Source organism: Micromonospora sp. WMMD956, from assembly GCF_029626125.1.
In the GTDB taxonomy this organism is placed as follows: Bacteria; Actinomycetota; Actinomycetes; order Mycobacteriales; family Micromonosporaceae; genus Micromonospora; species Micromonospora carbonacea.
This window is the reverse complement of record NZ_JARUBI010000005.1, coordinates 6,760,624-6,784,478: the sequence shown is the minus strand read 5'-3', so window position 1 is coordinate 6,784,478 and position 23,855 is coordinate 6,760,624. Positions and strand designations below refer to the sequence as shown.

Below are 23,855 nucleotides of genomic sequence, written 5' to 3'. Positions count from 1 at the left end.
ACATGAGGCGCGTCTTCCCGGCCGGGGCCGTCTGCCTGGCGGTCGTTCTTGCCGCCGGCACGGCCTGTGCGGCAGGGCGGACCGAGAGCGGGCCCACGAGTTCGCCGGCCGCCCCGCCGCCGAAGGACTTCCGCGTCACCCTCCTGTCGGAGCACGCGAAGTTCACCCACGGTGTCGCCCTGAGCAGCAACGGCGAACGCGCCCTCACGAGCTCCCTGGAGGAACTCGCCGACCCTCCGCACGGATCCGTGACGCTGTGGGACCTGACCGATCCGCTGAGGCCGCGCGCCACCCCGCTCGTGCCCGATCGCGGGGGCACGGCGGTCGAGGTGGCCCTCAGCGGCGACGGCAGGCGCGCGGCGACCTTCCACGCGCGGGGCGAGCTGACCCTCTGGGACCTCGCGGACCCCGCGCACCCGTCGCCCCGGAAACTGGCCGCCAAAGGGGTGACGTCACTGGCCCTGAGCCACGACGGCCGCTACGCCATCGCCGGCGGCGACCAGGGCGTCCACTTCTGGGACCTCGCCGACCCCGACCAGGTGCGGAAGACGATGCTCCTGGGGACCGGCGACCCGACCTACTCGTACGACGTCGCACTGAGCGACGACGCGAACCGGGCTCTGGTCAACTACCGGGCCGACGATGGCGGCGGCGGCGACGGCGGCGTGATGCTCTACGACCTGTCGGACCGGTCCGAGCCGGAAGCGTACGCGCTGCTCCGCAACGGCGGATACACCTCCGCCGACGCGGTCGCCCTCAGCGGCGACGGCAACACCGCGCTCGTCGGCTACCGGCACTGGACCACCTACCACGAGTTCGTCACCTACTGGGACCTGCGCACCTGGGACAAGACCGAGCTGCGGCCGATGACCGGGTGGAAGGTCGTGCCCGGCGTCGACGGCGGCACCACCCGGGGGTGGGACCTCGCGCTCGACCACGACGGGAAACGGGCGCTCATCACCGCACACGACGTGTACGCACCGCTGGCCGACCCGAACCCGCCGCCCTCCGAGGTGCAGTTCTGGGCACTGGACACCCTCACCGGCTTCGCCCGGTTCCCGGCTCCCGGGTGAGCGGCCACCACTGCCGCCCACCCGGGGACACCCGCGCGGGCGGGAATCAGAAGACCGGCACGCCCTCGCGCACCAGCCGCCAGTTCGGCACGAAGAAGTCGGCCGGGTCGATGGTGCCCCGCTCCTGCGCCCAGTCGATGAGCAACTGCCGGATCTCCTGCTGCGCGTTGTAGACCTGCGGCTTCACGATGCCCGGGAAGTTGCCGCCGCCGCTGCGCCGGTAGTTGTTCACGGCGACCACGAACCGGGCGTCGTCGGCGACCGGGGCGTCGGTGCCGGGCAAGGCCAGGCGGGTGATCCGCTGGCCGACCGGCCGGCTGACGTCGATGTCGTAGTCGAGGCCGGAGAAGACGTCGTAGTTGTAGTCCGGCACGGCCGGGTCGCTGATCGTCGCCGGGTCCACCGGCGCGCCCACCGCGAGGGTCGTGAAGTACTTCGCCGAGTACTCCAGGTAGGCGCGGACCTCCGCGCCGGTGAGGACCACGGCCTCCAGGGTGTTGTCGTAGACGTACAGCCCGGCCACGTCGCGGATGCGCACGTCACCGGCGGGGAACACCGCCGTGCGGCTGAACGGCGCGGCGATCGACAGCACCGGCAGGGCCGCGTGCTCCGTGCCGGCCAGCGCCGCGGTGACCACCTCGGTCTGCACGTGGTTGATGAAGTCCAGGATCGGGGTGTCCCGGTAGCGGGACTCGGCCGCCGACAGCTCCACGATGGACCGGGCCACGACCGTGTTGACGTACGACACGGTCTTGGTGTGCTGGCCGCGCACGGCCGCGAGCACCGCCGGATCCTCGACCACCGTGTTGGTGTTCAGCATGGTGGCGTGCTTCGACACGACCTTCCAGCAGCCCCGCTCGCGGGTGAGCGTGAAGTCCATCCGGGTCAGCCGCTGCCCCCACTTGGACGGCTCGGAGAGCAGCACCTGCGCGCCCGTGCGCGCGTTCGTCACGAACTTCTCGACGACCTCGTTGTGCGCGTGCCCGAAGAGGATCGCGTCGATGCCCGGGACCTGCTCGGCGATCATCGCGCACGGGTTCTCGTTCGGCAGCTCCGGGCCGTAGCTGGAGGTGCCGCTGTCGCCGCCGTGCGCCGAGACGATGACGAGGTCCGCGCCGCGGGCCCGCATCACCGGCACCCACCTCGCGGCCGTCTCCACCATGTCCGCGAAGACCAGCTTGCCCTCGACGTTGCCCTTGTCCCAGATCGCCACGCCCGGGTTGGTGAGGCCGAGGATCCCGACCTTCAGCTTCGGCGCGCCGTGCCCGCCGAGCCGGACCTCCTTGATCACGTACGGCAGGTACGCCGGCTTGCCCGTCGCCGCGTTGACCGCGTTCGCGGCGAGGGCCGGGAAGCCGAGCTGGCCGATCCACTTCGCCAGCAGCGGCAGGCCGTAGTTGAACTCGTGGTTGCCGAGCGTCACCGCGTCGTACTTCAGGATGTTCATCGCGTTCGCCATCGGGTGCGTCTCACCGGTGCTGGTGATCGGCTCCTGCTTGGCGTAGTACGTCGCCAGCGGGGTGCCCTGGATCGTGTCGCCCGCGTCGAGGACCAGGGTCGCCCGGCCCGCGCGCTCGGCGCGGATCTGGTTGACCAGGGTGGCCAGCTTCGCCACGCCGACGTCGTTGTGCTTGCTGTCGTCGTACTCGGCGTCGCGGTAGTAGTCCCAGTTGTAGACGTTCCCGTGGGTGTCCGAGGTGCCCAGGACGGTGAGGTCCCAGGTCTTCGGTCCCTTCGCCGTCTTCGGGTCCTTCGACCCGGCCGCCCGGGCCGGGGCGGCGGCGATCAGGGGCGCGGTCGCGGCGGCTGCCGCGACGGCCAGCACCTGGCGGCGCGAGGCGCCGGAGGAGGAGGTCATGAGGTGCCTTTCCAGAGGAAGGGATGCGCCTCGTGGGCGTCGCTGCGCACCATAACGAGCCCCCGTCACTCCCGCCACAGCGGCCCGATCTGCCGCCGGTCCGCCGGGCCCCCGCCCGGCTGCGGACCCGGCCGCCGGGCCCCGCGCGGCTGCGAGCCGGTCCGCCTGGCCCCCGCCGCGGCGGGCGTCAGCGGGGCCAGCCCGCCAGCCGGGCCCGCAGCCGGGCGACCTGCGCCCCGTCCAGCCCGTACCGGGCGAAGCGACGGTCCGACAGCCGGTCCAGGTAGTGACCGGCGGCCCGTACGTCCTGCGGATCCAACGCGGGGTCGAGCTGCCGGGCCAGGTCGAGCACCTCGGCGACCGAATAGTGGTCGAGCACCGCCGCCACGTCGATGAAGTCCCGGACCTCCCGCCGGTTGACCAGCGCCGCCGTCTTGTTGGCGACCAGGTCGCGGACGTCCATCACCGGCCCGAGGTCCATCACCACCGGGCTCCGGTTGCGGTCGAGCCGGCCCAGACTCAACCGGATCCGGCGCGTCCCCCGGCTCACCACGAAGTCCTTCATGTCCCGGTCGAACCCGGCGAACAACTCCGCGAGGTCGCTGTCCGGGTCGGCGTCGCTCACCTCGAACCCGGCGCGCTCCAACGCCGCACGCACCCCGGCCGCCGCCGCGGCCGCCGCCCCCTCGACGTCGGCGAAGAGGTCCACGTCCTCCGTCGGGCGGGAGAACAGCCCGTGCGCGGCCCAGGCGACGCCGCCGCCCAGCACGAACCGGTGCCGCCCGGCGACCGACAGGGCCACCCGGGCGACCTCGCGGTAGAAGTCGTCCGGCGGCGCGGCCCCGGTCACGCCGCCGGCAGGGCCCGGTCGCCGGACAGGAACGCCGGCCCGCCGCCCTCGTGGCGCAGGACCCGGTGCCGGCGTTCCCACGCCTCGCGGACCCCCCGGGGCAGGTTGAGCAGGCACCACACCTGGCGCAACAGGTGACCGTTGACCAACTGGCGCAGGTCGGCCGCGCGGGTGGTCTCGCGCAGGACGTTCTCGTACATCCAGAGCAGGTCGTCCGGGTCGCCGAGGTCGAAGGTGCGGTCCGCGCTCCACATCAGGCGCACGGGCAGCTCGACGACGCCCCGGGTCGGACCCGTCAGCTCGGTCAGGGTGGCGGCGACGACAGCGGGGCGGCCCGGGCGGGCCAGGAAGGGCCCGCCGGTCGCGGTGGGGGAGACGACGCCCTGCATGGTGTCAGGGTAACGCCTGGTCGGGCCGACGCGGCACGACCGCCGCCGGACAACCCGCGCGGCGGGCCCCGCCCGAGTGCCCGAACCGCCCCGTTATCCGCCGGCCTGGCCGGCTTGATCGACTTCATGTCGGGCAGGTGGCGGTATCCCGGCCCGTTGATACCCCCACCTGCCCGACATCCCGTCACCCCTCGGTCGGGAGGCAGTGACGTTCGGCGGGCTGTTGCGTTCTGTCTGGTATCGGGTCGCACCGCCTGGTCGGCCCCATGTCGGCGGGAGCGGGCTGATGACATGTGCCGCAGTGCTGATCTTGAGTCTCGTCGCCTGCGGCCAGTTGGCCGCCGGTCCGACCCGACTCGCCGAGCCGGTCCGATCCGAGGCGGGCGCGACGGTGTCCCGCCCGAGCGCGGGCGACGACTTCTCGTTGGCCGTGGTGCCGGGGTCGGCGTCGGTCGTGGCCGGGAACCTGGTCCAGGCCACCGTCCGGACGATCACCACGACCGGGGCGGCGCAGGCGGTCTCCCTCACGGTGGGGGGACTGCCCGCGGGGACGGCCGCGACCGTGGAGCCGGCGGTGGTGGCCTCCGGCGGGTCGGCCGTGCTGACCGTGCGGACCTCGGTGTCCACCCGCGCCGGCACGTACGACGTGGTGGTCGCCGGCGCCGGCGCCTCGGCCCGGCACACCGTCGTCTTCCGCCTGGTGGTGCGGGCCCCGGCGGTGATCAGGGCGGCGTTCTACTATCCGTGGTTCCCGGAGGCCTGGCGGCAGCAGGGCCTGGACCCGTTCACCAACTACGTCCCGGTCCGGGGCCGGTACGCCGTCGAGGAGCCGGTGGTGCGGGCGCAGGTCGCGGACATGCGGTACGGCGGCATCACCATGGGTATCGCGTCGTGGTTCGGTCGGGGCACGGTGACGGACCGGCACTGGCCGGCGATGGTCCGGGCGGCGCAGGGCACCGGGTTCGTCTGGGCGCCCTACTACGAGCCGGAGGGCACGTCGGATCCGACGCCCGAGCGGATCGCCGACGACCTGCACTACCTGCGGGCCACCTACGGCGGGGAGGGCTCGGCGCTGGCCGTGCTGCCGGACCGGGGGATGCCCGTCTTCGTCTACAACTCGGGGGACCTGACGACCGCGCAGGGCTGCGCCACCGTGGACCGCTGGGTCCAGGCCCAGGCGTTGCTCCAGCGGCGGTTCGGGGAGACGGTGAACGTCAACCTGAAGGTCTTTCCCGGCTATCCGGGCTGTTCCGGCGTGGCGGGGGTGGCCGGGTGGCACCAGTACGGGCCGGCCAAGGCCGAGCACGACTTCAGCGGCGCCCCCGGTGAGGGGTCGTACACCGTCTCGCCGGGGTTCTGGAAGGCCGGACTGGCGTACGGCCAGGCGCCGTTCCTGTCCCGGGACCGGGCGCGCTGGCGGGCGGGGCTGGCCCGGATGAACGCCTCGGGGGCGCCCTGGCAGCTCGTGACGACCTACAACGAGTGGGGCGAGGGGACCGCGATCGAGAGTTCCCGGGCCTGCCGTGGCCCCGCCCCGGCGGGAACGTGGTGCGACTGGAGCGGCGGCGGCCGGTCCGACTTCATCAGCGACCTGCACGACCAGTTGCCTCCCGCGAGGGACGCCGGGGCGGTCCCGGGGGTGGCGGCGCCCTGACCGACCCCGTCCCCGTGCCGCGTCGCCGAAAAGGAATCAGATTCCTTTTCGGCGACGCGGCATTTCTGTGGAAGTTGCGTGAACCGCCGCGCCGGGAGCGGGTCGCAGAAATGCGCGACCTCCTGGCCGGGCCTTTCCCGTGGGCTTTGTTCTCGTAAAGCGGACAACTGCCCGCGCATAATGGCTATGTCAATTTTTGGACTGTTCAGACATTGGACCACTAGCGGTCATTCCCCATAACCTCGCCCGTACCCGAGCGAACCTATGGGCCGGCGATTCCGTCGGCTTCGAACCGCGTACGTGAATTGCATTCCTGTGCTCTTACGCCGTTTCCCAATGACTGTGAATGGCTCCGGGCTGCTCGGGAACCGGAGGCTGGAGAGGTTTCCCATGATCGGACACGGGCCGGACGCCCGCGAACGGCAGGCCGTCGGAGAAGACGCGGTGCCGGAGCCACGCGAGCTGCGCGCCCCGGACGGTGCGCCGCCGCCCCGGCTGACCGTCATCGTGCCGACCCGCGACGAGGCGGAGAACGTTCCCGTGCTGCTGGGCCGCCTCGCCCCGCTGCTGACACCCCTGCGGGCGGAGGTGCTGTTCGTCGACGACAGCGACGACGGCACCGACCAGGCGATCGCCGCGGCGTGCGCCGGGGCCCCGGTGCCCGTACGGCTGCTGCACCGGCCGCCGGAGGCACGGGCCGGCGGCCTGGGCGGGGCCGTCCTGCTCGGCGCCCGGCACGCCCGGGGCGAGTGGGTCCTGGTCATGGACGCGGACCTGCAACACCCGCCGGAGTCGGCCGCGACCCTCGCGGCGGTGGCCATGCGGCACGACGTCGACGTCGTGATCGGCACCCGGTACGCCGGCCGGGGCTCCACCGCCGGCCTGGACGGGCCGCTGCGGGAGGCCACCTCGTCGGCGGCCACCCGGCTGGTGAAGGCCATGTTCCCGCGCCGGCTGGCGACGGTGAGCGACCCGATGAGCGGCCTCTTCGCGTTCCGGCGCGCGGCCGTGCGGCTGGACCGGATGAACCCGCTCGGCTTCAAGGTGCTGCTGGAGCTGCTGGTGCGCCACCCCGGCGCGCGGGTCGCCGAGGTCGCGTACGAGATGGCGCCCCGGCACGAGGGCCGGTCCAAGGCGTCCCTGCGGGAGGGGGTGACGTTCCTGCGGCACCTGTCGCGGCTGCGCGGCCGGAGGCTGGTCGGGCAGATCCGGCGTCGCCCGCGCACCCCGGCCGACCGGCTGCGCCAGCTCGTCCGGATGGTCTGCTTCGGGCTGGTCGGGCTGTCCGGGATGGCGGTGAACACCGCGGCGCTCTGGTTCTTCTACGAACCCGCCAGGCTGCATCACCTCCTGGGCGCGGCGCTGGCCACCCAGCTGTCGACCTCGTGGAACTTCCTGCTGGTGGACAACCTGATCTACCGGCGCACCCGGGTCGGCTCCCTGCCCGCCCGGGCGGTGCGGTTCTTCCTGCTCAACAACGTCCTGCTGCTGTTGCGGCTGCCCGTGTTGCAGGCCCTGGTGTTCGCGGGCGTCGGGGTGCTGGTGGCGAACGCGGCCACCCTGGCGGCGCTGTTCCTGGTCCGTTTCCTGGTCAACGACCAGGTCATCTACGCGGCGCTGGACCGCGGCCGGCGCGACCCGGTCCGGCTGCTGATCGCCTCCGGCGCCGCCGAGGCGGTCACCCCGCCGTCGCGCCGGCGCTACCAGTACCTCAAGTACCGCTACGACGTGGCCGGGGTGGTGACCATCGGGTCCCAGATCATGCTGCCCGAGCTGGAGTTCTTCCGGGCCCAGTGGGTCGCCGACGCCGACGTGGACATCGCGGTGCGGGTCAGCGACGTCGGCGGGCGGGGCCCGCAGCGCCGCGCCGCGCTGACCCAGTACGCCGACCGCTCGGTGCTGCGCTACGAGGAGCAGCTCGGGCGGCTGGGCGCGAACTTCCGCATCCAGCTCGGCTCGCCCATCGAGATCCAGGTCGGCCCGCTGCTGGCCCGGTCCCCGCACGTGGTCTACACGAACATCGTCGAGGCGCTGCTGCGGTTCGTGATGGTCGCCCGGGGCCACATGCTGCTGCACTCGGCCTGCGTGACCCTCGACGGGGTCGGGGTGATGCTCTCCGCGCTCACCGACACCGGCAAGACCGCCACCGTGCTGCGCCTGCTGCGCGACCACGGCGGGCTGTTCCTCTCCGACGACATGACGATCGTACGGCCCGACGGCACCGCGACCTGCTTCCCGAAGCCGCTGACCATCAGCGCGCACACCCTGCGGGCCGTGCAGGCGCAGGACCTGACGCCCCGGGAGTGGCGGCGGTTGCAGTGGCAGAGCCGCCTGCACTCCAAGGGGGGCCGGTCGCTGGCGCTGGCCCTGGCCAGGTTCAACCTGCCGATCATGGGCATCAACGCCGTCACCCAACTGCTGGTGCCGCCGCCCAAGTACAGCGTCGACCGGCTGGTGCCGTGCCGCATCGGCACCACCACCCGGGTCGAGGAGCTCTTCGTCATCGAGCGCGGCCGGCCCGCGACGAGCGAACTCGGCCACGACGAGACGGTGACCCGGATGATCCGCAACACCGACGACGCGTACGGCTTCCCGCCCTTCCGGTATCTCGCGCCGTCGCTGGCCATCGACGGCCTGCACTACCCGGAGCTGCGCCTGCGGGAGCGGGAGATCCTGGCCGGCTTCCTGTCCCGGGTCCGCAGCCGGGTGCTCGTCTCCGACCGGTTCGGCTGGGCCGACGACATCCCCCGGCTGCTGCGCGGCGAGCGCGGCGCGGCGGCGGCCCCCGTCGTGCCCGCCCAGGGGTGGCCGCGCTGGAGCGGGGACCTGACGGTCGCCGGGGAGCCCGCGTGAGCCAGCCGGGCACCGCCACGGCCGTCGTGCCGGGCCAGCGCCGGAACCACCCGGACGGCCCGGTCCGCCGCGGGTTCCCGCCGCCGGCGGGGTGGCTGCCGGCCCTGACCCGCCGGCGGTGGGCGGTGGCCGCCGCGCTGGCCGCGATCGGCGGGCTGGCCCTGCTCGTCCGGTCCTGGCAGATCGACCTCTTCGGCTTCAACAGCGACGAGGTGGTCTACGCCGGGCAGGCCGCCTCCCTCGCCGGCAACCCCGGCTACACGGACCTGTTCCCGGTGTTCCGGGCGCACCCGATGCTGTTCCAGGCGGTGCTGTCGCCGCTGCTGCGGTCCGGCGAGGTGGGCATGGGCGGCCGGTGGGTCGTCGCCGTGATCGGGGTGCTCACCGTCCTGGCGGTGTACCCGCTGGGGGCCCGTCTCTACGGCCGGCGCGTCGGGCTGCTCGCCGCGCTGCTGCTCGCGGTCATGCCGTACCACGTGATCGTGACCCGGCAGATCCTGCTGGACGGGCCGATGGTGCTGCTCAGCACGCTGACGCTCTACTGCCTGGTCCGCTACGTGCAGCGGCAGGAGCTGGCCTGGTACCTGGCCACGGCCGGGATGCTCGGGCTCACCATGCTGGCGAAGGAGACCAGCGTCGTGCTGGCCGGCAGCGTCTACGCGTTCCTGGCGCTGACCCCGCGCGTGCGGCGGCCGGTGCGGGCCTCCCTGCTGGTCCTGCCGGCGCTGGCCGTGGTCTTCGCGGCGCACCCCGTCTCCCAGGCCCTCGCCGGTGGGTCGAACAGCGGCCGCAACTACCTGGTGTGGCAGCTGTTCCGCCGGCCCAACCATCCCATGTCGTTCTACCTGGAGACCGTGCCGGCGGCGATGGGCGTGCTGCTGCTCGTCGCCGCGGCGGGCGGCCTCTGGTGGGCCCGCAGGCGCAACGGCTGGCGGGAGACGCTGCTGCTGTCGTGGATCGCCGTGCCGGTGGTGTTCTTCGAGCTCTGGCCGGTGAAGGGGTTCCAGTACCTGCTGCCGGTGGCGGTGCCGGTGGCGCTGCTCGGCGCGCGGGCCCTGCTCCTGGTGCCGGTGCCGGCGCGGCTGCGTTGGCCCGGCCGGGGCGGCACCGCCCGCCCGGTGCCGGCCCGCGCCGGCCGGGCGCTGCGGCTGGCCGCCGTCGCCCTGGTCGTCTCGACGCTGGCGGCCTCGTCCTGGGACGCGGTCAGCCACCAGGGCCGCTCGACGTTCCTCGCCGGCTCCGGCGGCGTGCCGGGCGGCCGGGAGGCGGGACGCTGGATCACCGCGCACACCCCGGAGGGCTCGGTGATCCTCACGCTGGGCCCCTCCATGTCGAACATCGTGCGGTTCTACAGCCGGCGGCAGAGCTACGGCCTGTCGGTGAGCCCGAACCCGCTGCACCGCAACCCGTCCTACGTGCCGCTGAACAACCCGGACGGGTGGCTGCGCAACAACAATCTGCACTACGTCGTGTGGGACTCGTTCTCCGCGCGGCGGTCCCCCTTCTTCGCCGACCGGCTGATGACGCTCGTCCGCCGGTACCACGGCCGGGTCGTGCACACCGAGTACGTCGGGACCGCCGACGCCTCGGGCCGTGTGACGCCGGTGCCCGTGGTGGTCGTCTACGAGGTGCGTCCATGATCCGTCCGACCCCCGTCCACCCGTCCGCCGCCGTGCCGCGGCGGCCCCGCCGGACGCCGCTCGTCGCCGTGCTGGCGGGCCTGGCCCTGGCGGCCTGGCCGTCGGCGGCGCTGGCCCGCCCCGCCCCGACCCCGAGCGCCCCGACCCCGGGCACGCCCACCCCGAGCGCCCCGGCCCCGGCGGCCCCCCGCACGGCCACGCCCGTCGAGCACTTCGTCTTCCTCATGCAGGAGAACCACACCTTCGACAACTACTTCGGCACCCGGCCGGGCGTCGACGGCTACCCGGAGGACGTCTGCATGCCGGTGCGCCGGGGCGTGCCGGAGCCCTGCGTCACCCCGTTCCACATCGGCAAGCTCGGCGCGATCGACCTGGACCACTCCGCCGAGGCGTTCCGCACCCAGTTCAACGGCGGCCGGATGGACGGCTTCGTCGAGGGGGTGAGCAAGCAGGGCAAGGACGGCCGGATGGCGATGGCCTACTACGACGAGCGGGACCTGCCCTACTACTGGAACATCGCCGACGAGTACGTGCTGTTCGACCGCTTCTTCAGCTCCTCCAACTCCGGCAGCATCCGCAACCACATGTACCGGGTGACCGGCGGGCCGGGCGCCGCCGGCAAGGCCGAGACCATTCCGGCGCAGGGCTGGGGGGACATCCCCACCATCTTCGACCGGCTGGAGGCCGCCGGGATCAGCTGGAAGTTCTACGTGCAGAACTACGACCCGACGATCACCTTCCGGTCCCGGGTGGAGGAGGAGAACATCGACCGGGGCGCGCAGGTGATCTGGGTGCCGCTGCTCGCGTACGCCCGCTACGTCGACGACCCCCGGCTGTCCAGCAAGATCGTCGACCTGGACGAGTACTACACCGACGCCGCCCGGGGCGACCTGCCGGCCGTGTCGTTCATCGCCCCGGCGGGCAACAGCGAACACCCGCCCGGCAACATCGGCTCCGGCCAGAACCTCGTCCGGGCGCTGCTCACCCAGCTCATGCGCTCCCCGGACTGGCCGTCCTCGGCGTTCCTGTGGTCCTACGACGACTGGGGCGGCTGGTACGACCACGTCACCCCGCCCCAGGTCGACCGCTACGGCTACGGCTTCCGCGTGCCCGCGCTGCTGGTCAGCCCGTACGCCCGCCGGGGGTACGTCGACTCGACCACCCTCGACTTCACCTCCGCCCTGAAGTTCATCGAGGTCAACTGGGGGGTGCAGCCGCTGGCCAGCCGGGACGCGAAGGCGCAGACGTTCCTGGGCGCGTTCGACTTCGACGCCCCGCCGCGCCCCGGCGTGCTGCTCAGCGCCGAGCGGGTGCCGGTGGCGGTGCACCGCCCCGACCCCCGGCCGGTCTACGCGTCGTACGCCGTCGCGGTCGGCCTGGTCGCGGCGCTGGTCGCGGCGGCGGCGCTGCGCGGCCGGCGGAGGCACCGGTGACCGCCCGGCGGCTGCTGCCGCTGCTGCTGGGCGTGCTGGCGGCGGTGCTCCTGCCGACGCCCGCCGTGGCCGCGCCCGCCTCCGCCCTGCCCGGCACGTTGAAGATCCAGATGGTGCCGCCGATCGGGGGCGTGGTGGTGACGGTCGACGGCAACACGGCCCGCTCCGACCCCAAGGGGCTGCTGCGCGTGCGGGTGCGCAACTTCACCGGCCTGGACCAGCGGTTCACCGTGGTGCCCACCGAGGTGGGCCCCGACCGCCGGGTGCTGCTCGACCGGTTCCGGGGCAGCCTCGACCACGGGGTGCACAGCCGCACCGTCGAGGTGGGGCTGCGCACGCAGCGCCGCGTCACGTGGCGCTACGCCGACCGCGACGGCGCGCCGGTCCCCGTCGAGCGGGTGACCGAGATGCGGCTGCGCAGCAACACCGGCGAGGTGATCGAGCTGACCGGGGCCGACCTGGCCCGGCCGCTCTGGGTCGCCGAGAGCCGCACCCAGCAGGGCCCCCGGGGGTTGGCCTCCAAGCAGCTCTACTACGTCGTCGACACCGTCATGGTCGACGGCACGTCGGTGGTGAACCGGGCGGGCCACAAGTTCGTCCCGTGGGAACGCCAGGACTGGCTGATCGAGCTGCTCTTCTTCAAGGTGTCCTTCTCCGCCGACGACATGTTCTTCGCCCGGCGGGCCGGCGACGCCATCCGGCTCACCCGCGCCGACGGGCGCGTGCAGCGGCTGCCGTTCGCCGCCGACGGCAGCGTCCTGGTGCCCGACCTGCCCCGGGGCACCTACACGGTGACCGTGCTCGGCGGCGGGGTCTCCTTCGGCCGGCCGGTGAGCATCAGCCGTGACCAGCAGGTGACGCTCAGCGTGATCAGCCCCGTCGACCTGGCGCTGGTGGTGCTCGGCGTGCTCGGGGTGGCGGTCGGCCTGGTCCTGGCCGGCCGGCCGGCGCTGCGGCGGCGGCTGCGGGTCCGGCTGCCCCGCCGGGCGCGCGCGGCCCACCAGCGGACCGGCCGGTGGCGGCCGCTGCGGCTCGGACTGGGGTCCGTCCTGGCGGCGCTGCTGGTGGCCGCCGTCGTCGGGGTGGTCGTGTCGCGGCCCGCCCGGGCGGCGGACGGCACCGCGCCGGCCACCCCCGCCACCGCCCCGGTCCCCGTGTTCGCCCATTACTACATCTGGTTCAACCCGACCTCGTGGAACCGGGCGAAGATCGACTATCCGCAGCTCGGGCGGTATTCCAGCGACGACACCGAGATCATGCGGCGGCACGTGCGGATGGCGAAGGCGGCCGGGGTGACCGGCTTCCTGGTCTCCTGGAAGCACACCCCGCAGCTCGACGACCGGTTGGCCAAGCTGGTCGAGGTTGCCCGGGCGGAGGACTTCCGGCTCGGCATCGTCTATCAGGGGCTCGACTTCAGCCGCAAGCCCCTGCCCCTGGCCACCGTCCGCGCCGACCTCGACCTCTTCGCCACCCGCTACGCCACCGACGCGGTCTTCGACGTCTTCGACAAGCCGGTGGTGATCTGGAACGGCAGCGACCGGTTCACCGCCGCCGAGGTCGCCGACACCGTCCGCGTCGCACGGCAGCGGCTGCTGGTCCTCGGCGCCGCCAAGTCCACCGAGGAGGTCGCGGCGTACGGCACGGCGCTCGACGGCCACGCGTACTACTGGTCGTCGGGTGACCCGGTCGACGGCCGCACGCAGAACCGGCTGGCGGCGATGTCCCGGGCGGTGCACCTGCACGGCGGGCTGTGGATAGCCCCGGTCGCCCCCGGGTACGACGGCCGCCAGCTCGGCGGGCAGCGGGAGGTGGACCGCCGCGACGGCGAGACGCTGCGGGCGTCGTTCGCCGCCGCGCGGCTGTCCCAACCCGACGCGCTCGGCGTGATCAGCTGGAACGAGTTCAGCGAGAACACCCATATCGAGCCGAGCGAGCGGTTCGGAGTGAGATACCTGGAGGTGCTGGCGGACCTGCTGGGCGTCGACGTCGACGACGACGTGGCGATGGACAGCCAGCAGGAGCACGACGACCACTGGGGCCTGCCCGCCTGGGGCGCCGTGGTGGCCAGCGGCGGCGTCCTCGCCGTGCTGCCGCTGTGGGTGTTCCTCCGCCGCCGGCGCACGCCGGACGGCGCGGCGTCACCGGCGCAGCGCGGCGCCGACCACGACGTGGAGGCGCCTGTGGACAACTGACGGGGCGGCGTCCCGCCCCGGGCGTCGCCCCGACCTCGTGTACGGGGCTGGAGGAGTCATGACAAGTGAACACCGCAGGACTGCGGGCCGCGCCGTGGCGGTCCTGCTGCTGGCGGGCGCGGCCCTGGCGGGGCCCGCCGCGCCGGCCGCGGCGGCGACCCTGACCCCGGTGGCCGACGCCACCGTGGACGCCGACCACCCCGACCGCAACTACGGCACGGCCGTCTCGCTGCGGGTCGACGGCTCGCCGCGCGAGGTCGCCTACCTGCGCTTCGACGTCACCGGCGCCGGGGCGGAGCCGTCGGCGGTGCTGCGCCTGTACGCCGAGACGGCGAGCAGCACCGGGCTGAGCGTGCACGGCGTCTCCGCCGTCGACTGGCGGGAGGACACGCTGACCTACCAGAACGCCCCGCCGATCGGGCCCGCCGTCGCCAGCAGCGGACCGACCGCGGCCGACACGTGGCTCTCCGTTGACGTGTCGGCGCTGGTCGCCGGGGACGGGCCGGTGACCCTGGCGCTCACCACGACCAACGACACCGGATTCCGGCTCACCGGCCGCGAGGGCACGGACACGCGGATGCCTCAGCTGATCGTCCCCGCCCCGCCGAACCCGTCGCCGTACACGATCAGCCGCGTCGGGGACGCCACCTACCGCGCCGTCTCCCAGGTGACGGGGCAGACCTGGACGGGCAGCCTCAAGAGCGTGGTGGAGAGCGCGGCGGCCGACGTGAACCGGCTCGGCGGCGGCACGATCGTGTTCGCCGCCGGCACGTTCGAGCTGGGCACGGAGTTCTTCAAGCTGGTGGGGCTGCGCAACGTGACGTTCGCGGGCGCGGGGATGGACCTGACGCTGATCCGCAACTACAGCTCCGCCGCCGCCGACACCGAGCCGTTCAACACCAAGGGGCTGGACGGCGGGGTGGTCCGGGACCTCACCGTGTCGGCCGGCGGCCCGCCGCGCACCACCAGCGACGCCCTCGACTTCGACGACGGCAACAACATGCTGGTGGAGCGGGTGCGGGTGACCGCGTCGCGGGGTCGGGGCATCGTCTTCGACGGCAAGAACCAGACCTGGACCTCGATGGGCAACACGGTGCGCGACTGCCAGGTCAGCGGCACCGCCAGCGACGGCATCGAGCTGCTGGCGACCAGCGGGGACACCGTCACCGGCTGCGTGATCACCGACGTGGGCGGGCACGGGGTGCAGATCAACCGGTCCTCGCCGACCGCCGACCAGCCCAACAAGACCGCCGACCGCAACGTCGTCAGCGGCAACCGGATCGACCAGGCCGGCCAGGACGGCATCAACGTCGACGGCGGCAACGACAACCACATCGTCGACAACCACGTCACCAACAGCGCCGACGACACCGCCGGCCGCGACGGCATCCGGATCACCACGGCGACGGCCGTGCCCTGCTCCGGCAACGTCGTCAGCGGCGACGTGGCCACCGACTCCCAGGCCGTGAAGACCCAGCGGTACGGCCTCAACATCGCCTCCCCGGGCTGCGTGACGACGGTCGTGGGGCCGGACAACAACCTCACCGGCAACCTGTCCGGGGCGATCCGGGACGCCGGCACCGGGACGGTCTTCCGGTAGCCCCGTGCGCCCCCCCGGGGGGCGGGTCGGGTCCACCGGGCCGACGGCGGCGGTGGACCCGACCCGGCCTCACCTGCCGACGTACTCGCGCAGGTGGGTGGCGGTGCGCGTGTCCCCGTGCGCGACCATGTCGGCCGGGGTGCCGGTGAACACGATCCGGCCGCCGTCGTGGCCGGCGCCCGGGCCGAGGTCGACGATCCAGTCCGCGTGCGCCATCACCGCCTGGTGGTGCTCGACGACGACCACGGTGTTGCCGGCGTCGACCAGCCGGTCCAGCAGGGCCAGCAGCCTGTCGACGTCGGCCAGGTGCAGGCCGGTGGTGGGCTCGTCCAGCACGTAGGTGTGCGCCTTTTCGCCCATGTGGATGGCCAGCTTGAGCCGCTGCCGCTCGCCGCCGGAGAGGGTGGTCAGCGGCTGGCCGAGACCGAGGTAACCCAGGCCGACGTCGGCCAGGCGGTCCAGCACCGCGCGGGCCGGCCCGCTCGGGAAGAAGCCCTGCGCCTCGGTCACCGACATGCCGAGCACCTCGCTGATGTTCTTGCCCCGCAGCGTGTACGCGAGCACCTGCGGGGTGAACCGGCGGCCCTCGCACTCCTCGCACACCGAGGCGACGCCGGCCATCATCGCGAGGTCGGTGTAGACGACGCCGATGCCCCGGCACTTCGGGCAGGCCCCCTCGGAGTTGGCGCTGAACAGCGCCGGCCGGACCTTGTTGGCCCTGGCGAAGGCGGCCCGGACCGGGTCGAGCAGGCCGGTGTAGGTGGCCGGGTTGCTGCGCCGGGAGCCGCGGATGGGGGACTGGTCGACGACGACCACCCCCTCCCGGCGGGGCAGGCAGCCGTGGATCAGCGAGCTCTTGCCGGAGCCGGCCACGCCGGTGACGACGGTCAGCACGCCGAGCGGCACGTCGACGTCGACGCTGCGCAGGTTGTGCAGGTCGGCGCCGCGGATCGGCAGGTGGCCGGTGGGCGTGCGGACGCGGTCCCGCAGCCGCGCCCGGTGGTCCAGGTGCCGGCCGGTCAGGCAGTCCGCGCGGCGCAGCCCGGCGACGTCCCCGGCGTAGCAGATCCGGCCGCCGTCCGGGCCGGCCCCCGGGCCGAGGTCGACCACGTGGTCGGCGATCGCGATCGTCTCCGGCTTGTGCTCCACGACCAGCACCGTGTTGCCCTTGTCCCGCAGGCGCAGCAGCAGGCCGTTCATCCGGGCGATGTCGTGCGGGTGCAGCCCGACCGTCGGTTCGTCGAAGACGTACGTGACGTCGGTGAGGCTGGAGCCGAGGTGCCGGACCATCTTGACCCGTTGGGCCTCCCCGCCGGACAGGGTGCCCGACTCGCGGTCGAGGCTGAGGTAACCCAGGCCGATCTCGACCAGCGAGTCGAGCAGCTCCCGCAGGTTGGCCACCAGCGGGGCCACCGACGGGTCGTCGATGCCCCGCACGAACGCGGCGAGGTCGCTGATCTGCATCGCGCTGCACTCGGCGATGTTGCGGCCGGCGATCCGCGCGGACAGGGCGGCCTGGTTGAGCCGGGCGCCGGCGCAGTCGCCGCAGGTCGCGAACGTGACCGCCCGCTCGACGAACGCCTTGATGTGCGGCTGCGTCGGCTCCTTGTCCTTGCTCAGGTAGAGCCGGCGGACCTTCACCGCCAGGCCCTCGTAGGTGATGGTGTGGTTGCCGACCTTCATCTTGGTGGCCGGCTTGTGCAGGAAGTCCTGCCACTGCTGCGCGGTGAAGTCCTGGAGCTTGACGTCGGGGTCGAACAGGCCGGAGCCGACGATGCTCTGCCAGTACCACGAGTCGACCGCGAAGTTCGGCACGGTGATCGCCCCGTCGTTGAGCGAGCGCTCCACGTCGACGAGCTGGTCGACGTCGAGGTCGGAGACCCGGCCGAGCCCCTCGCAGGTGGGGCACATCCCCTCGGCGAGGTTGAAGCTGAACGCGCCGGCCGGCCCGACGTGCGGCTGCCCCAGCCGGCTGAAGACGATGCGCAGCATCGCGTACGCGTCGGTCGCGGTGCCGACGGTGGACCGCGAGTTGGCCCCCATCCGCTCCTGGTCGACGACGATCGCGGCGCTGAGGTTGCGCAGCGAGTCGACGTCCGGCCGGGACAGGCTGGGCATGAACGACTGGAGGAAGGCGCTGTACGTCTCGTTGATCATCCGCTGCGACTCGGCGGCGATGGTGCCGAACACGAGCGAGGACTTCCCCGAGCCGGAGACGCCGGTGAAGACGGTGAGGCGGCGTTTCGGAATGTCCACCGAGACGGACGCGAGGTTGTTCTCCCGGGCGCCGCGCACCTCGATCATGTCGTGGCTGTCGGCGATGGACCGTGCTGGCTGCGTCATGCGAACCCTTCACGCGAGCGACGGGCGGGGCGACTCCGACCGGCGGTCGCCCCGGGGCCTGGTCGCTTCCATTGTCTCATTCGACCGTCCGTGAAGACTTTTCTCGACGCTTTCCCGCTCGGCGGCTTTCGAGGGTGGAAAAGTCTCAAAGCGCAGGCATCCCGCCGGGAGGCCCGGCACCCGGCGGACGCGGCGGGCCCCGCCCGGTGGGGGTCCACCGGGCGGGGCCCGCGGAGGTGCGCCTGCCCGTCGGTCAGTTCAGGCCGCAGGTGGCCAGGTCCAGGCGGGGGTCGGGGCGCTGGCCGGTGACCCGGCCGATGTCGGTGGCGATCCGGTTGAGCACCGCCACCCGCTTGTCCTTCAGCGGGCCGAGGATGGCGTTGTTGACGAAGTTCGGGCCGCCCTCCGGCCGGACCGCGAGCTGGGCGAGGCGGGCGTTGGCTTCGGCGATCTGCTGGTCGAGCTGGTTCAGCTCGCCCTGCACCTGACCGGCGGCGGCAGCGGGCACGGCGCCGACCTGGTTGCGCACGTTCGGGCAGTTCACCGTCTGCGCCACGCCGGTGTTGCCGCCGGTGTTGCCGTTGCCCGCGTTACCGCCGTTGTTGCCGGCTCCCGCGTTGCCGCCGGTGTTGCCGGCGTTGCCGTTGCCCGCGTTGTTGCCGCCCGCCGCGTTGCCCGCCCCGGCGGCGTTGAGGCCGCAGGTGGCGAGGCCGGACAGGTCGGGGCGCTGCCCGCCGGCCCGCGCGATGTTGATCGCGATCCGGTCGAGCACGGCGATCCGCTTGCTCCTCAGCGGCCCGAGGATGGCGTTGTTGACGAAGTTCGGGCCCCCCTCGGGCTTCACGGCGAGCTGGGCGAGGCGGGCGTTCGCGGCGGCGATCTCCCGGTCCAGGTTCGCCAGCTCCTGCTGGACCCCCGCCGCCGCGCCGGCCGGCACGGCCGGCAGTTGGCCGCGCACGTCGGGGCAGTTCACGGTCTGCGCGCCGCCGGCCGCGACCGCGCCGGCGTTGCCGTTGTTGCCGTTGTTGCCGCCCGCGTCGGCCGGGGCCGCGCCGTTGCGCAGCGTGCAGGTGGCGAGCTGGTCGAGGCCGGCCGGGGCGGTGCCGCCGACCCGGGTGATGTTCAGCCGGATCCGGTCGAGCACGGCGCGGCGCTTGCCGGCGATGTCGTTGAGCTGGCCGTTCGCGGCCCCCGGCTCCCGGGCCAGCCGGGCGTTGACGTTGGCGATCTGGGTCTCCAGGTTGCGCAGCTCCTGGTCCACCCCCGCCTTCGCGGCCGCCGGCACCGCGCCCAGCTTGTCGGCCACGGTCGGACAGGTGACCGACACCGCCGTCGCCGTGCTCTCGCCGGCGTTGGCCAGCGACAGCCCGGCACCGAGCGCCAGTGCCGCGAAGGCACCGACCCCGCCGAGCTTCAGGACGGCATTCTTTCGCGTGCGCCTGACCATGCACCTCTCCTTGTCCTGACCGCCGCAGCGTCCGGGGTCAATTTCCGAACGCGTCGGCGACGGTGTGCCGTGACGATTGAAGGAAACCGGAGACCGGCCGGTGGGAACGGCGTCACGCCCGTTCCCGGAATTGTTCCGGACGGTTCCACGGACAGGCGGATACGTCGTGACCGACCCGGCATGGCGGTCGTGGACGACCCGTTTTCCTTCGCCCGTGAGTACGGATCCTCCGCGGCGATAGTTCAACCCATTCCCGGGGAGTTTTCGACCCCCGCCGGCCCGCCCGGAGCGGAACCGGGAACGCCCCGGCTCCGGCCCTGGTCCGCCGGACAGCGACCGGTCGCGCCGTTAGGGTGCAGGGCATGAGAGCTCCGGTGCTGGCCCTCGCCGCCGCCGTCGTCGTCGGCACGTCCGGGGCGCCCGCGCCGCTCACCGCCCACGCGGCCCCCCGGGCCGCCGCGCCGGCCGCCCCGGTGCCCTGCCCCAAGGCGCGGGCACCGCAGGTGGAGCGCTCCCCACGGCCCACGCCCCCGCCGTCGGTGCCGCTGCACCGGACGGTGGGCGGCCCGGCGCTGGCGACCCCGGCCCTGGTCGCGCCGGCCGGCGCGCCCGCGCCGCCGCCGGTCACCGCGACCTCCTGGCTGGTCGCCGACCTGGACACCGGGGCGGTGCTCGGCGGCTGCGGCCCACACGAGTACGCCACGCCGGCCAGCGTGCAGAAGCTCCTGCTGACCGCCACCGCGCTGCCGAAGCTGGACCCGAAGCAGACGGTCACGGTGACCCACGAGGACCTGGACATCGCCCCCGGCAGCTCGGCGGTGGGCCTGCTGGAGGGCGGCCGCTACACCGTCGAGACCGTCTTCCTGGGGCTGCTGCTGCAATCCGGCAACGAGGCGGCCAACGTGCTGGCCCGGCTGATCGGCGGCCCCGACGGCGCGGCCGGCGGGGTGCGCGCGATGAACGCCGAGGCCCGCCGCCTCGGCGCCCTGCAGACCCACGCGGTGACCCCGTCCGGCCTGGACGGGCCCGGCCAGTTCACCAGCGCGTACGACCTGGCGCTGATCGCCCGGGTCTGCTTCGCCGACCCCACCTTCCGCCGGTACACGCTGACCGAGCAGGCTCGGATCCCCGACCAGCCTGCGCTGCGCCGCAAGGGCTTCCAGATCCAGAACGAGAACCAGCTCGTCTACCGCTACCCGGGCGCGCTGGGTGGCAAGACCGGCTTCACCGACTACGCCCGGCACACCTACGTCGGCGCGGCGCAGCGCGGCGGCCGGCGGCTCGTGGTGACCCTGCTCGGCGCCGAGCCCCGGCCGATGCGCGGCTGGGAGCAGGGCGCGGCGCTGTTGGACTGGGGCTTCTCGCTGCCCCGCGACGCCTCGGTGGGCCGCCTCGTCGCGCCGGGGGAGACGGCCGCCAACGGCGCGCCCGTGGCGTCCCCGACGGCCGGCGCGCCGGTCACCCCCGAGCCGCGCGCGGTGGCCGCCCACCGGGCCGTCCCGTCGGGCTGGGCGGCGACCTGGCCCTTCGCCGCCGCGGCCGCCGCCGTGGCCGGCCTGCTCGCCGTCGTGCTCCTGCGCCGCCGTCGACGCCGGGCCTGAGCCGCCCGCCCGTGGCGACGCGCCGCGGTAGGGCGGGCGTCAAGCCGCGCCGAACGGGTAAGCGCGCGCGGTGAACGCGCAGCACCGGGGGACGATCGTCGTCGTGTCGGCGGACGTGGGGGCCGGGCACGACTCGGCCGCCGCCGAGCTGACCCGTCGGCTCGCCGACCGGGGCTTCGCGGTGCACCGGGTGAACTTCCTCGACCTCCTGCCCCGCCCGGTGCGGTGGATGTTCCGCGAGGCGTACCGGGGTGTGCTGCGCTGGGCGCCGTGGGGATACGACGCGCTGTTCGCCATCACCGGCCGGTCCCGGCTCACGGCGGCCGTCCTGCGGGGCGCGCTCGCGCCGCTGCGGGGACGCGCCCGGCGGGCCGTCCCGGCCGGCACCCGGGCGGTCGTCACCACGTACCCGTTCGCGAACCAGCTCCTGGGGCCGTTGCGCCGCAGCGGGGTGCTCCCCGTCCCACTGGTCACCTACGTCACCGACTTCGTCGTGCACCCGACCTGGGTCGCGCCCGGTGTGGACGTCTACTGCACCCTGCGGCACGCCCGCCACCAGCCGTCGGGAACCGGCGCGACGCTCGACGTCCGCACGGTCTCGCCGCTGGTCTCGGCCGACTTCCCGGCGGCGACGCAGACCACCCGCCGCGCGGCCCGGCGGCGCTTCGGGCTGCCGGAGCGGGAGCGGCTCGTGCTGATCGTGGCCGGGGCGTGGGGGACGGGCGACGTCGAGGCGACCGTCGCCGCCGTGGACGCGGCCGACGGGGTGCACACCGTGGTCGTCTGCGGCCGCAACGCCGGCCTGCGCCAGCGGCTGCGGGGGCTCACCCGGCACGTTCTCGGCTGGGTCGACGACATGCCCACGCTGATGCGGGCCGTCGACGTGGTGGTCGAGAACGCGGGCGGGCTGACCTGCCAGGAGGCGCTGAGCTGCGGACTACCGGTGATCACCTACCGTCCCCTGCCGGGACACGGCCGGGCCAACGCCGCGATCCTCGCCGCCGCCGGACTGACCCGGTGGGCCCCGTCCGCCGAGCAGCTGCGGCGGGCGCTGGCCACGCTGGCCACGCCGGATCCGCCGTCCGTCGGCGGGTGGCCGGGCGGCTGGGCGGACCCCGCCGCCCTGGTGGCCGACGAGGCGGGGCGGCAGTCCGGCGCGGGCTGCGCCGCGTACCGCAGGAGGAGGGCCGTGCTCGACGCGGTGGACGAGGCGGTCGGCGTGCTGGCCACGGTGCTGCCGTCGATCCGGTGGGTGGGCGGGCGGTGACCGCGCCGCGCGGCCGTCGCCGCTGCGCCCTCGCGCTGGCCGGCGCGGTGGCGGTCGCCGCCCACGCCGGCCCCGCGACCACCGCGGTGGGGCCGGTGCGCCGCCGGTTCCTCCCCCGGCTCGACGGGGCGGGCCCGCCCGGACGGATCGCGCTGACCTTCGACGACGGGCCCGACCCCGAGTCCACCCCCCGCTTCCTCGACGTGCTCGCCGCGCACCGGACGCGGGCCACCTTCTTCGTGCTCGGCACGATGCTCGTGCGGTCACCCTGGCTGGCGGCGGACCTCGTCGCCGGCGGGCACGAGGTGGCCGTGCACGGCTGGGAGCACCGCAACCTGCTGGGCCGGGGCCCGCTGGCCACCTACCGGGACCTGGCCCGCACCCGGGCGCTGGTCGAGGCCGCCACCGGCCGGGCCCCGCGCTTCTTCCGCCCGCCGTACGGCGTGCTGACCGGCCCGGCGCTGCTGGCTAGCGCGCGGCTCGGGCTGACCCCCGTGCTGTGGAGCCGCTGGGGGCGCGACTGGACGGCGGCGGCGACCCCCGACTCGGTCTTCGACACCGTCACCGCCCGGCTGGCCGGCGGCGACACCGTCCTGCTGCACGACGCGGACTGCGCCGCGGCCCCCGGGGCGTGGCGGGCCACCCTCGCCGCGCTGCCCCGGCTGCTGGCGGAGTGCCGCCGCCGGGGCTGGACGGTGGGCCCGCTCGGCGCGCACCTGGAACCGGCGCGGTGAGCCCGCCGGCGGCGCAGGGGCGCGTGTCGCCGTCGACAGGAGGGCGACCTGATCCATAGACTGCGATCTTTCTGGAGTCACGAGCCCAGGAGGACGCCACGTGTCGAGGTCATCCCGCCGGCGGCCGGTCCCGCCGCCCCCGGCCCGTCCCCGCCGGCCACGGGCGTTGTCCCGGCTCGCCGGGGTCGCGCTGCTCGCCACGGGCCTGGTCGGCGGCAGCGCCGCCGTCGCCGTCGCCGCGCCGCCGTCGGCCACCGGGCGCGCCGTCGCCGAGCCGCCGCCGCAGACGACGCCCGGGCCGTGCGCGTACACCGAGACCCCCGACGAGCCGCCCGCCCGGCCCGTCCCGCTGCCGCCCGACCCGCGCCGGACGCCCGACCACGGCACCGTGCGGGTCACGCTGCGCACCAACCACGGCCCGATCGGGCTGACCCTCGACCGCGAGCAGGCCCCCTGCACCGTGCAGAGCTTCCTGCACCTGGCCCGGCACGGGTTCTACGACCGCACGCCGTGCCACCGGCTCACCGCGTACCCGACGCTGAGCGTGCTCCAGTGCGGCGACCCGTCGGGCACCGGCGAAGGCGGGCCGGGCTACCGGTACGCCGACGAGCTGCCCACCGGGCTGCCGCCCGCGCCGACGGACCCGACGGGCGAGCGCCGCCTCTACGCCCGGGGCCTGCTCGCCATGGCCAACGCCGGCCCCGACACCAACGGCAGCCAGTTCTTCCTGGTATACGCGGACTCGGCGCTGCGCCCGAACTACACCGTCTTCGGCGAGGTGGACGCCGCCGGCCTGGCCACCCTGGACCGGATCGCCGCGGGCGGGATCGCCCCCACGCCCGAGGACCCGGCCCCGGTCGACGGCGCGCCCGCGCTGCCGGTGGAGATCCGTCGGGCGGTGCGCGGGCGCTGAGCCCGCCG

Annotated in this window: 16 protein-coding genes; 11 read left to right on the top strand and 5 right to left on the bottom strand. The window is 74.2% G+C overall.

Annotated features, from left to right (window positions below; all coding sequences use genetic code 11):
• Window positions 1–2 precede the first annotated feature (2 nt).
• A complete protein-coding gene (locus O7628_RS29335; RefSeq protein ID WP_278135545.1) occupies window positions 3–1,073 on the top strand; it encodes a WD40 repeat domain-containing protein in 1,071 nt (356 codons plus the stop codon).
• 46 nt (window positions 1,074–1,119) lie between these two features.
• Here the strand turns inward: O7628_RS29335 and O7628_RS29330 are convergent, their stop codons facing one another.
• From O7628_RS29330 to O7628_RS29320, 3 genes are all read right to left on the bottom strand, one after another.
• Complete coding sequence (locus tag O7628_RS29330) at window positions 1,120–2,931, bottom strand: 5'-nucleotidase C-terminal domain-containing protein (RefSeq protein ID WP_278135544.1); 1,812 nt, start codon at window positions 2,929–2,931, stop codon at window positions 1,120–1,122.
• Window positions 2,932–3,118: 187 nt separating this feature from the next.
• Window positions 3,119–3,781: a nucleotidyl transferase AbiEii/AbiGii toxin family protein gene (locus O7628_RS29325; protein WP_278135542.1), complete on the bottom strand. Its 663-nt coding sequence runs from the start codon at window positions 3,779–3,781 to the stop codon at window positions 3,119–3,121.
• Complete coding sequence (locus tag O7628_RS29320; RefSeq protein ID WP_278135541.1) at window positions 3,778–4,170, bottom strand: hypothetical protein; 393 nt, start codon at window positions 4,168–4,170, stop codon at window positions 3,778–3,780. Before O7628_RS29320 ends, O7628_RS29325 begins: the two co-directional genes overlap by 4 nt.
• A 286-nt stretch (window positions 4,171–4,456) precedes the next feature.
• On the opposite strand from O7628_RS29320, the gene O7628_RS29315 reads away from it, so the two are divergent.
• From O7628_RS29315 to O7628_RS29290, 6 genes are all read left to right on the top strand, one after another.
• Window positions 4,457–5,824 carry a hypothetical protein gene (locus O7628_RS29315; RefSeq protein ID WP_278135539.1) on the top strand — a complete coding sequence of 456 codons (1,368 nt, stop codon included), beginning with the start codon at window positions 4,457–4,459 and terminating at the stop codon, window positions 5,822–5,824.
• A 390-nt stretch (window positions 5,825–6,214) separates the two neighbouring features.
• Window positions 6,215–8,677: a glycosyltransferase gene (locus O7628_RS29310; protein WP_278135538.1), complete on the top strand. Its 2,463-nt coding sequence runs from the start codon at window positions 6,215–6,217 to the stop codon at window positions 8,675–8,677.
• Window positions 8,674–10,317 carry a glycosyltransferase family 39 protein gene (locus tag O7628_RS29305; protein WP_278135536.1) on the top strand — a complete coding sequence of 548 codons (1,644 nt, stop codon included), beginning with the start codon at window positions 8,674–8,676 and terminating at the stop codon, window positions 10,315–10,317. Before O7628_RS29310 ends, O7628_RS29305 begins: the two co-directional genes overlap by 4 nt.
• Window positions 10,314–11,750 (top strand): alkaline phosphatase family protein, encoded by a 1,437-nt coding sequence (locus O7628_RS29300; RefSeq protein WP_278135535.1) that lies wholly within the window; start codon window positions 10,314–10,316, stop codon window positions 11,748–11,750. The genes O7628_RS29305 and O7628_RS29300 overlap by 4 nt, the downstream gene beginning before the upstream one ends.
• Complete coding sequence (locus O7628_RS29295) at window positions 11,747–13,942, top strand: hypothetical protein (RefSeq protein WP_278135534.1); 2,196 nt, start codon at window positions 11,747–11,749, stop codon at window positions 13,940–13,942. Before O7628_RS29300 ends, O7628_RS29295 begins: the two co-directional genes overlap by 4 nt.
• A gap of 58 nt (window positions 13,943–14,000) precedes the next feature.
• The gene (locus tag O7628_RS29290; protein ID WP_278135532.1) at window positions 14,001–15,542 is read left to right on the top strand and encodes a right-handed parallel beta-helix repeat-containing protein; all 1,542 of its coding nucleotides are present in this window, start codon (window positions 14,001–14,003) and stop codon (window positions 15,540–15,542) included.
• 69 nt (window positions 15,543–15,611) lie between these two features.
• On the opposite strand, the gene O7628_RS29285 is transcribed toward O7628_RS29290, so the two are convergent.
• Together O7628_RS29285 and O7628_RS29280 are read right to left on the bottom strand one after the other, a co-directional pair.
• A complete protein-coding gene (locus O7628_RS29285) occupies window positions 15,612–17,885 on the bottom strand; it encodes an excinuclease ABC subunit UvrA (RefSeq protein ID WP_278135531.1) in 2,274 nt (757 codons plus the stop codon).
• Window positions 17,886–18,138: 253 nt separating this feature from the next.
• Window positions 18,139–19,332, bottom strand: a complete 1,194-nt coding sequence (locus tag O7628_RS29280; RefSeq protein ID WP_278135530.1) for a hypothetical protein — start codon at window positions 19,330–19,332, stop codon at window positions 18,139–18,141.
• A 362-nt stretch (window positions 19,333–19,694) separates the two neighbouring features.
• On the opposite strand from O7628_RS29280, the gene O7628_RS29275 reads away from it, so the two are divergent.
• The 4 genes from O7628_RS29275 (at window position 19,695) to O7628_RS29260 (ending at window position 23,847) form a co-directional block, all read left to right on the top strand.
• Complete coding sequence (locus O7628_RS29275) at window positions 19,695–20,933, top strand: serine hydrolase (RefSeq protein WP_278135529.1); 1,239 nt, start codon at window positions 19,695–19,697, stop codon at window positions 20,931–20,933.
• A 70-nt stretch (window positions 20,934–21,003) separates the two neighbouring features.
• Window positions 21,004–22,200, top strand: a complete 1,197-nt coding sequence (locus O7628_RS29270; protein WP_278135528.1) for a glycosyltransferase — start codon at window positions 21,004–21,006, stop codon at window positions 22,198–22,200.
• A complete protein-coding gene (locus O7628_RS29265; RefSeq protein WP_278135527.1) occupies window positions 22,197–22,934 on the top strand; it encodes a polysaccharide deacetylase family protein in 738 nt (245 codons plus the stop codon). Before O7628_RS29270 ends, O7628_RS29265 begins: the two co-directional genes overlap by 4 nt.
• Window positions 22,935–23,034: 100 nt before the next feature.
• Entirely contained in the window at window positions 23,035–23,847 is an 813-nt protein-coding gene (locus tag O7628_RS29260; protein ID WP_278135526.1) for a peptidylprolyl isomerase, read from the top strand.
• Window positions 23,848–23,855: the final 8 nt, after the last annotated feature.

Bases quoted from the DNA above. Each gene is read 5' to 3' on its own strand.
- O7628_RS29275 (WP_278135529.1), top strand. From the start codon at position 19,695: ATGAGAGCTCCGGTGCTGGCCCTCGCCGCCGCCGTCGTCGTCGGCACG.
- O7628_RS29310 (WP_278135538.1), top strand. From the start codon at position 6,215: ATGATCGGACACGGGCCGGACGCCCGCGAACGGCAGGCCGTCGGAGAA.
- O7628_RS29280 (WP_278135530.1), bottom strand. From the start codon at position 19,332: ATGGTCAGGCGCACGCGAAAGAATGCCGTCCTGAAGCTCGGCGGGGTC.
- O7628_RS29330 (WP_278135544.1), bottom strand. From the start codon at position 2,931: ATGACCTCCTCCTCCGGCGCCTCGCGCCGCCAGGTGCTGGCCGTCGCG.
- O7628_RS29315 (WP_278135539.1), top strand. From the start codon at position 4,457: ATGACATGTGCCGCAGTGCTGATCTTGAGTCTCGTCGCCTGCGGCCAG.
- O7628_RS29285 (WP_278135531.1), bottom strand. From the start codon at position 17,885: ATGACGCAGCCAGCACGGTCCATCGCCGACAGCCACGACATGATCGAG.
- O7628_RS29290 (WP_278135532.1), top strand. From the start codon at position 14,001: ATGACAAGTGAACACCGCAGGACTGCGGGCCGCGCCGTGGCGGTCCTG.
- O7628_RS29300 (WP_278135535.1), top strand. From the start codon at position 10,314: ATGATCCGTCCGACCCCCGTCCACCCGTCCGCCGCCGTGCCGCGGCGG.
- O7628_RS29320 (WP_278135541.1), bottom strand. From the start codon at position 4,170: ATGCAGGGCGTCGTCTCCCCCACCGCGACCGGCGGGCCCTTCCTGGCC.
- O7628_RS29335 (WP_278135545.1), top strand. From the start codon at position 3: ATGAGGCGCGTCTTCCCGGCCGGGGCCGTCTGCCTGGCGGTCGTTCTT.